We start from the raw sequence: 2,369 nt of genomic DNA, 5'->3' as shown, positions 1-2,369 counted from the left end.
ATGAGTTGCCCATAAAGGTGACATTCTAATCGTTCTTGTTTAATAGATTTACAACGATGAATTTGAAACCAAGATTTCCATATTTTAAATAACAGCTCAATTTGCCAACGCAGTGAATATAGATCATAAATTTTCTCTTTTGGTACCCATTCCGTAGGAATGTTTGTCATATATACCGTAATACCTTGTAAAAGTTTTGTACGCTCTGTATATGTAATTCCTTTTTTCTTTTCGCGAATAGCTCGATCACGTAGACGTTTCTGTTTTTGCTCCTCGGTACATCTATAAACTACAATTCGAGTAGGCAGTTTGTCTTTACTCCCTACATATACATCATGTAATTCATACACTTGGCCAGGCTGCAATTGTTTCATGATGTCTTCCAAATGAATTTGTATATATACGGCTTTTAATTGAGCGGGTTTTGTTTTAAATACTACTGTTTCAAATTCTTTTCTATATATTTTAGTGGGTAACTTTAGACGTGATAAATAATATCCTTGCTTATCTTGAATAGACTTAAAGTCTTGTAGACGAAAATATCCTAAGTCACGAATATATAGTTCATTCTTTTGTGCCATGCCTGTTCGAGTCGCACCATACGCCTGACCACTTCGTTTTCCTGGTTCAATTTTCACACCAGCTTTATGACTACATCCTCCGGCACCAGGATAGGTAGATGCGAATGCGCTCAAAGTAGGAAGAATGAGAATGAGAAATCTTAGATACACCTCCAATTTTAGCTTGTAGAAGTGTAGTAAATACAGTTCGAAAGAAGGCTACAGAAGCAGAGTTAAATCGACGATTAATAAAAATCTCATACAAGGTTAGTTGTGTTTAATTTTTCACCAACCACATGTAGTTTCACTTTTATTTAATAAACTCTTTCATCTTTTCCGCTGCTTTTTTAAAATCAAACCCTGGGACATCTATATCTTTTTGGAACACTTCAAGCGTATCTTTACTCTCTTCAAATAGACTTCCGTATTTACTGATATGTTCCATTATTTCCTTACATTGTTCTTTATCTTCTTTTTCAAAAGCCGCTTGAAGTTTCCATATTTGGCCTAACTTATGCAAATTAAGAATATCTAGCACAATTAAATTCTCCTCTACTTCATATAGCTTTTTAATATCTTCATCCAAGTTTTCCTTTTTATCTTGATCAGTTTCTTCGCCTCTAAGCTTCAATAGATCTTGCTTTAAACTATTTACAGCATGGCGATTTACATTTATTATCTCACGCCCATATTTCTCACTTATTCCTAATACATCCTCTTTTTCTCTGTCAATCTCACTCTTACCATCAACTTTTTCCAACTTCCTAATTATGTTTTTTTGGTTTTCGGAGAGGTCCCCCTCTTCACTAAGCTTTCTTTCATACTTCACCATCATATCACCTAAATTTTCCAATATACCATCTAATATCTCTTTATTCTTCTCCCAGTCTAGCTTATCATCAGCCACTTTCTCTTTCATGTCATTCAGTTTCTTTTTATCTTCTTCTTGTAAAGTATTTTGTTTTTCTAATGCAGCCACAATACCAAGTACGTCACCTGTATCTTTACGTATTACAGCGTCTTCCAATTCTAACAAAGTACCAGGTGTACTTTTCTCTAATATATTCATGAGTTGCTCGACATATTTAGGATCTTCCACGTTCTTAATTAGTAGGACTTTTGTTTCATTCGGAATATCTGAGTGTATCAGTGTGTAAAGATTTTGTAATTTTTCAGAAGCGAAATTTTCCAGCTTAGTTCTTTCAAAAAGATTGATATTATCCGCTTCTTTTCGAAGTTTTATGAGCGTATCCGAAACTACCTTATCTCTATTTAATTTCTCTACACCTATTTTATCAATTATCCTTTCAAGTTTATCGTATATCCCTGTTCTCTTATCCGCCATTGCTAGTTGAATCTCGTTTAACTCCTCCATTGCTTGCTTTAGTTTTATTTCGCCGTTTTTCACCTTTTTTATTAGTTCTGTTACTTTCTTATTTCTTGCCCCTTTATCTGTTCCGGATAACTTTTTGTCAATATCTTTCCACTCACCCTCTTGTCTTTTACGTATTTCGAATTTTACATCCTCAACGTCTTTCTCTTTTTGCTTCTCTTTTTCCTCCTCTTTCCCTCCAGATATCTCTTTTAGTTGTTCTACGAGGTTATCCCTTTTCTCCTTAGCTGCATCTACATCCTTTTGCCAGGCGTCTATTTTCGTATCAGCATCTTCAATAGTATCTCTATTTTCTTTTAATTCTTTTAAGGTATTCTCGTTCTGTTTAATATCCTTGTCTAATTCCTTGATTTGTTCTTTAATTTTTTCTTCTTTACTTTCTTTTTCTTTACTTTCTTTTTCTTTACTTTCTTTTT

1 protein-coding gene and 1 pseudogene are annotated in these 2,369 nt (G+C 33.7%); both read right to left on the bottom strand.

Annotated elements, in window-relative coordinates; genetic code table 11:
- Positions 1–810: pseudogene (locus tag ATL10_RS30585) on the bottom strand (IS4 family transposase); the annotation flags it as partial.
- A 60-nt stretch (positions 811–870) separates the two neighbouring features.
- Positions 871–2,369, bottom strand: a 1,499-nt coding sequence (locus tag ATL10_RS31535) for a hypothetical protein (RefSeq protein WP_181419377.1), incomplete at its 5' end; no start/stop codon positions are given.

Source organism: Bacillus sp. 196mf (assembly GCF_003217275.1).
Classification (GTDB): Bacteria; Bacillota; Bacilli; order Bacillales; family Bacillaceae_G; genus Bacillus_A; species Bacillus_A thuringiensis_S.
The sequence above is the reverse complement of the archived record's forward strand: the minus strand, read 5'-3'. Positions and strand labels throughout refer to the sequence as shown.